General features: G+C 39.9%; 5 protein-coding genes. 2 read left to right on the top strand and 3 right to left on the bottom strand.

Features of this window, described 5'->3' with window-relative positions; translation table 11 throughout:
• Positions 1-178: 178 nt before the first annotated feature.
• A complete protein-coding gene (locus ABD985_RS00370) occupies positions 179-850 on the bottom strand; it encodes a monodechloroaminopyrrolnitrin synthase PrnB family protein (protein WP_345368421.1) in 672 nt (223 codons plus the stop codon).
• Between the two features lie 436 nt (positions 851-1,286).
• Between ABD985_RS00370 and ABD985_RS00365 the strand changes: the two genes are divergently transcribed.
• Both ABD985_RS00365 and ABD985_RS00360 read left to right on the top strand, forming a co-directional pair.
• Positions 1,287-2,012: a hypothetical protein gene (locus ABD985_RS00365; protein WP_345368420.1), complete on the top strand. Its 726-nt coding sequence runs from the start codon at positions 1,287-1,289 to the stop codon at positions 2,010-2,012.
• Between the two features lie 212 nt (positions 2,013-2,224).
• On the top strand, positions 2,225-4,279 hold the full coding sequence (locus ABD985_RS00360) for a PP2C family protein-serine/threonine phosphatase (RefSeq protein WP_345368419.1): 2,055 nt from the start codon (positions 2,225-2,227) through the stop codon (positions 4,277-4,279).
• An 82-nt stretch (positions 4,280-4,361) separates the two neighbouring features.
• On the opposite strand, the gene ABD985_RS00355 is transcribed toward ABD985_RS00360, so the two are convergent.
• Positions 4,362-4,580, bottom strand: coding sequence for a hypothetical protein (locus ABD985_RS00355; RefSeq protein WP_345368418.1), 219 nt, complete (start codon positions 4,578-4,580; stop codon positions 4,362-4,364).
• 151 nt (positions 4,581-4,731) lie between these two features.
• Positions 4,732-7,251: a replication restart helicase PriA gene (gene priA, locus ABD985_RS00350; RefSeq protein ID WP_345368417.1), complete on the bottom strand. Its 2,520-nt coding sequence runs from the start codon at positions 7,249-7,251 to the stop codon at positions 4,732-4,734.
• Positions 7,252-7,273: the final 22 nt, after the last annotated feature.

The raw sequence follows: 7,273 nt of genomic DNA, 5'->3' as shown, positions 1-7,273 counted from the left end.
ATAAAGGAGGAAGGATAAAGGAGGAAGGATAAAGGAGGAAGGATAAAGGAGGAAGGATAAAGGATTGATCATTTGTTATAGAAATTTCTATTCCTTTATCCTTCTTCTTTCCTCCTTTATCCATTTGGAAGTAGTCCCTTTATTTCTATCAGAAAACTTAGTATTTAGACCACTAGTTTTACAAAAACAAGAAAGAGCAAGGGGCAGATAGCTGCTTTCCTTTGATATTAACTTCAGCAAAATAAGGTTGTAGTACTTCCTGAATAAAAGGTGTAGCTAGATGCTCTTCCATGGCAGAAACGATTTCCTCTAATGGGAACTCAATAGCTTTACTTACTTCTGCTAAGCTTTCAGCACCCACCATTGCATTAGCAAGATTAACCAGCTTTAATAGCTCTTTTTCTGGATAACGAGATAATACCTCTTGCAATTTGGTGATAAAGGCACGCTCTTTAGTCGTTCCTGTAAAGGTACGCATTTGTTCTCCTGTAGGGTTCCATAGCGTATAATGCAATAGTGTATCTCGCTCTGGTAACTGACATAGGGACCCTAGATTTACGAAGACATCATCAATTTGAGCCACTTCTTTTACGGGAGCAATCTGTAATTTTTTAATCGATCCTGCTACAATACCCATATCTCTAGCCATGGCAATAGCAGTGGCAGGGTCCTGGGCTGGAGATTGTTGATATTTTTGAATGAGCTCATGGGCAATACCAATCAACTCTCGGACTTCTTCTCCTTCATTAAAATTAATAAGTACAGATTGGTAGTCTGCAAAGTTAAGAGGATCAAGATTTTGAATAGAGGCAAAGTCACTTATGAACTTATTTAAGCTTATCGTTTGCATGATATTGTAGTTTAGATTGTCCTTATCAAATCAAAAAAATAGAAACGGTGGTCAATGACATTCTTTGTGCTCTTATCAGGATTGCGTGTAGAATGATAGTCTTTTTTAAAGGGATTGTTTCTCCCGGAAAGTCGTGTTAGCAAAGTGTCAGGAAGACTTAGGCTTCCTTGGTCTGAAATATCATTGTTTGCTTTTATTATAAAACGAAAGTTAATAAAAAATTAAAGATTTTCATTAAAAAGTACCAATTGATCATGATATAACGTCCTTACTTTCTGATATTTGTGAATCCCTACTTATAGTTACTGAGGGTGTTTTTAATATCTTTTAGTGGTGATGTCTTTTTTTATAAAATATTATTTTAACTGTGGAGATTTTTTTAAAATATAGCCTTGTTTTCGCACTGTTAGTGCTTCCGCTAAAAAAAAAATCAGATATGCTAAATTCTGAGGTCATTCAAGAAAATACGTTATCCTACTCCTTATCCAAAGAGGTTTTGCAAGGAGATAAGGTGCAAATGTTTATCGCTTTACTGGATAAGTCATTACGACCAATGGAAGATGGAGGTACTTCACTTTCTTTTCAGGAAAGTATACAGCCCTTAGATTGTTTTGACTATTGGAATCGCAGAAAAGAGCAACGTTATTATGTTTTATTGACCAAGGCTGCATTTTCTTTGAATAAACCGATCACTGCCTTTAATCAGGAAAGCTTGACGGATGTAGGGTATATTCAGCAAACAGTCAAAGAGTATGAGGTGCGGGAAATGGCTGAAAACTTATTTTTCTTGAAAGGAGGAGTCATGTCTCCTGATTTTTACTTTCGACTTCATTTTCTAAGACCTAAACAAGAAGTACTCCCTGCGGAGTTTACAGAAGCCTTACAGTATATTCAGGGACAACATCCTGACCTGGGAACTCCTGATTTGTTAACGATACAACACAATTATGATTATAGTCGGGTGATGTTGCATAGGACTTCTGAAATGTCTGTAGTCGTCTCGGCTTATTACGAGGTAAATTCAGGTAAAACGTTACAGCTTAATTATACCCTAAGCTATATTTATAACTTACCCCCTGATCTTTTGGGAGGTAGTGAAGTACTAATGGACGGAATTCGAAAGGGAGCGTTAGCGGTAGTGCAGTCTGCAAGGGCGATATAATACTAGCCATAGTTTCTTTACTCAATCTGTAAATTCACTAAGAACATTTTAGATTTTTTGTATCTTACCACATATTTAGCAAAACTAACACTAACACAACAAAACAAATGACTATTCGGGCTTTTATTGAGCGACATCGGCTGTGGCTGAGTTTCTCGGTATCCTTGCTGCTACTTTGCGGAGCTTTATTGTATTTTTACTCGAATAGAGTAATGGGTGAAGATGAAGGAAGTACTTTTTTTACTGTGGAGAGGGGAGTGTTGGACCTTCGTACGGTAGACTTACAACAGACCGAAGGAATAATAAAAGGGGAGTGGGAATTTTATTATAACCAACTGATTAATCCAGAGGATTTTAAGCAAAATATTAATCTGCCAACTTATGTTTCCCCGTGGACTTCTTGGTCGGAGCTAACTAATGAGCAAGAAGGAGGAAATTATCCTACCTTAGGGCATGCGACCTATCGTTTGCGTATACTTCATCAGAAAGGGATTGATGAAATGGCTATTCATATGCCAGGAATAGGCTCTTCTTATAACTTATTTGTAGATGGTAAACTATATCTTTCAAATGGAAAAATAGGAACTTCCAGAGAAACCTCTACCCCTTTTGAAGTCAAGCAAACGGGAGCTATTGAGTTGAGAGGAGTGCAGTCTGAGATAGTGCTTCAAGTCAGCAATTATCATCATGGTACCGGGGGTGGTTTTGGGCAGCCTGCAATATTGGGACCTGCCGATGCTCTTTTTGCAGAGACCGTGAAAGATACCTCTTCGGTGTATCTTTTAGTAGGAGGGTTATTATTGATGGGGCTATTCTTCTGGGTCATCCATATTTTTTGGAAATACGACCGATCGATACGTCACTTTGCTTATATGACCTTGGCCTTGGCCTGTTGGTTTATATTTCGGGAGGATAGAAACTTTCTTTTATTTTTCCCATTGTCTTGGGAATGGGAAACAACCCTGGAATATATTTTCATGTATATAGCTCTATACCATTGTATCGAGTTTTATGCCAAGATTTTTCCAGGAGACTACTTTTCCAAGGCCGCAAAGGTACTCCGATGGCTTACCCTTGGGTTTATCGTAGTAACTGTCATTCTACCAGCTTATATTTTTACTACCTATACCTTTGTACATAACATCGTAGCTGCTGTGTATGTAGGCTTATGTGGAGTATACATGATACAGAAGGTATATCAACGAGCACCCTTTTCTGGTTTTGTGATGATAGGGTTGACGGTGTTAGCCATCAATGTCATTTACATGGAATTGATACAGTACAAGTTGATTTATACCAATAACCGCTTTCAGGCCATAGGTTTTTTGACCTTCATCCTCTCACAATCACTGATATTAGCGTATAAGTTTTCTGCGTTGTTTATACAGGAAAGGATATTGAGTGAAAAGAATCAGGTGCAGAGTGAGGAACTAGAACAGCAAGCGGAGCAGTTGTCTACATTTAATCAGTTATTGCAACAGCAAAAGGAGCAGTTACAACATGCCAATACCCAGATGGTGAGTAGCTTTAATGCTGCTTTGCAGATTCAACAGGCGATGTTGCCCCATATTGATCGATTGAAAGAAAAAGTGCAAGATACCTTTGTACTATGGAAGCCAAAAGATGTTGTGGGAGGAGATTTTTATTGGTTCAAGGATACGGGAGACCATATTATTATTGCGGTGGTAGACTGTACTGGACACGGAGTATCCGGAGCTTTGATGAGTATGAGTGCTTCTAACATGTTGCATGAAATTACGGGAAAAGGAATTTATACCCCAGATAAGATCTTGCAGGAGATGCATCGAAAAGCGTTAGATCAGTTTCAGCAAGATAAGGTAAGTAATATGGCTAGTATGGATGCCGGTATTGTAGTGATCAATAAAGTAAAGAGTAAGCTACAGTATGCAGGAGCCAGAGTACCGCTACTTTATTGTGACCCTTCAGAGGAAGAACTACTGCGTATTAAGCCAACAAAGATTTCTTTGGGACAAGCTCGAAAAGATAAGAAGGTATCCTTCTCTTACCATTCTATTCCACTTAAGAAGGGAACTACTTTTTATATGTTTACCGACGGGTATCAAGATCAATTTGGTGGTCCAAACGATCGTAAGTTCTCTATCAGTCAGTTGGAGCGTTTCTTGAATGATATCAAGGATAAACCTATGGGATTGCAACAACTTCATCTTATGGATAGGCACAATACCTGGAAGGGTGAAAAGGGCTTCCAGATTGATGATATGTTGGTGTTGGGGGTGCGTATATAAAAGAAAGGTAATAACAACGATAAAAATAGGGAAAGGCGTAAGTAACATAACATATACACCTTTCCCTTTTCTCTTCTCCTAATTAGTGATAATTAATGTCATTAGGTTTCTGAGGATTATAATCAAACCCGTCGTAGTAAATACAACGTTCCTCATCATGAACACTGGTGTCATATTTGACGTGTCCCTTCAGATAATCATCTTTCGTTTTCTTCTTTTGGAGTTCATAACTATCGAAGAACTCTCTCGGATTCGATACCGGAGCAATAAACTCCTGATACGGTGTCTGTCTAAAAGGCATAGCTGGTTATATTATATTTTGGATTATTTGTAGGAAGTAGCTTAAATAGTATTCTACTTCACCAGATGATGTTAATGTGCTGATATACTGTCAGCTTATATACCAATTAGAACTGATAAAGGCACCTGAATGTTTCAAACCCCTATATTAATTAAACAGGATCTACGTCAATATAGATTCGTGTTTTTCGGAAAAGTTGATTTTTCTTTAGCTCTTCCAACGATTGTCTGAGTACTGCCTTTACTTTTTTAGGGCTACTGTGGTTTCGCTCAAACTTGATAATAATATCGGTAAGGTATTGATTTCGTATTTTATTGATCAAAGGAGCTTGCGGTCCAATAACCCGTTGCTTCCCTAATTTGTATACCAGTGATTGATGCAATAAACGGGCAACGCTTTCACTATGCTGTTTCTCTTTTGCCTTGATCGTAACTTTAATCATCCGTGAAAATGGAGGATAAAAGAAGCGTTCCCTGTCCTGAATTTCTTCCCGATAGAAGGCTTGATAGTCATTGCGTAGGACTTTGGTGAATATAGGTTGTTTAGTGTTTTCTGTCTGTATCAATACTAACCCTTTCAGGTGCTTTCTACCAGCCCTACCACTTACCTGTGTTAGGATCTGGTACGTTCTTTCCAAGGCCCTGAAATCTGGAAAATTAATAATGCGGTCAATATCAAAAACACCTACCAAACTAACGTGCTCAAAGTCGAGCCCTTTAGCAACCATTTGCGTTCCTACTAAAATGTCGATATGCTGATCTTCAAAATCTTTGATGATACGTTGATAACTATATTTATTTCTGCTCGTATCTTGATCCAATCGCTGAACTCGGGCATTTTCTACTAGTTCCTTTAGGTCTTCCTCTAAGCGCTGTGTACCGGTACCAATGGTTTCTACAGCGGTAGAGCCGCAATGAACACATATTTTTGGCACAGCTTCTTGGTGTCCACAGTAGTGACATTTCAGTTCATTTCGGTAGAGGTGATACGTTAAGCTGACGGCACAATGCGGGCAATGGGGAATCCACCCACAATCGTGGCATAGAATATAAGGGGCATAGCCTCTGCGGTTTTGGAAAATAATTACCTGTTCCTGATTTTGGATGCGTTGGGTGATTTCTTCCAGCATGACGGATGTAAGGGACTGTTGCATCGTTTTGGCTTTTCGTTCCTCTGCTTGGTTCACCAAAATAATATCAGGGAGTTGTGCTTGTCCATGTCTTTTACTGAGTGTACAGAACCCATAATTTCCTTTTACCGCTTGGTAATACGTTTCTATGGAAGGGGTGGCACTTCCTAATACCACTCGGGCGTGATGCATTTTTGCCAATACCATAGCAGCATCCTTGGCATTGTAATGAGGGGCAGGGTCTACCTGTTTAAAAGAGACTTCATGCTCTTCATCGACAACGACTAGGGCCAGGTTGCTGAAAGGAAGAAAGATAGAGGAGCGGACACCTACAATCACCTGAAAACGATCTTCCATAACGCCTTTCCATATCTCTACCCTTTCCCGGTCAGAATAGCGAGAGTGATAGACCCCCAGCTGATTTCCGAATACTTTTTTTAAGCGGGAAACCATTTGAGCAGTCAATACAATTTCAGGAAGAAGGAAAAGTACCTGTCCCCCACTGTCTATAACCTTTTGGATAAGGGAAATATACACCTCTGTCTTGCCACTACCCGTGACGCCATGGAGCAGGACAATATCCTTTTCTTCAAAGTGATCGATAATTTCACTTTCTACTTGCTGCTGTGCTTCAGATAGGGGATGAGCCCCCTCTATGTTTTGGTAACTTAAGGTGTCGTCATCCAAACGGGAAAGCACTTCCTCCACTTCCTCCAGAATCTTATTTTTGATGAGGGTATTTAAGGAGCTTGCTGAAAGTGCAGGAGGTAGGCTATCCACCAACTCTTTCTTGATAACACCGGTTTCATTGAGGGTAGGATCTTCGTCTAGAGGAAGAAGACTTAAGAGATGCTCCAGCGTCTCATACTGCTTACGCTTTGCCTTCTGTGCTTTCATCTCATCCATTAACTGCACGAAAGCCTTACCATCCTCCTCCAATAAAATAGGGTTGATGCGTACCCTTTTACGGATCTTGGGTTGGTATTTTTCCTTGACCGTTTCATACAGAAATATAGCGCCACAGTCCGAGAGTTCTTTAATGACACGATAAGGAGAGCTTAACTCTAAAAGGTCTGTTACTTCATCATAAGGGAGATGCTCTTTTTCCTTCAAGATATGAAGGAGTAATAAGGCTTTTTTGCTGAGCTTAGTACTTGCAATGATCTCCTCAACGGGGCGCTCCGGATTGAGCTGTAGGTTGGATTGACTGCTGAGCTTGAGACCAGCAGGGAGCGCAGCACTCATTACCTCTCCCAGCGTACACATATAATACTGGCTGATCCACTCCCAAAATCTCATTTGCGTGTGATCCACTACAGGGGTGTCATCCAGTATTTCTTCTAATGGTTTGGCATTATAGGCAGGAACTTCATCCGTGATGGACCATATGATACCCGTGTGGATTTTCCTGCGTCCAAATTCTACCAGTACTCTTATTCCTTCCTGTACCTTGTCCTGTAGGGCAGGAGGGACCTCATAAGTAAAGGTGCCTTCGACAAATACAGGAAGTAAGACCTCTACGTATAGTGGTGTTGTTGACATGGTGTGTATAAGCTGGTTTGAT

The sequence above is a fragment of the Algivirga pacifica genome (genome assembly GCF_039543525.1).
Taxonomy (GTDB): domain Bacteria; phylum Bacteroidota; class Bacteroidia; order Cytophagales; family Flammeovirgaceae; genus Algivirga; species Algivirga pacifica.
This window is presented reverse-complemented; position numbering and strand designations above follow the sequence as displayed.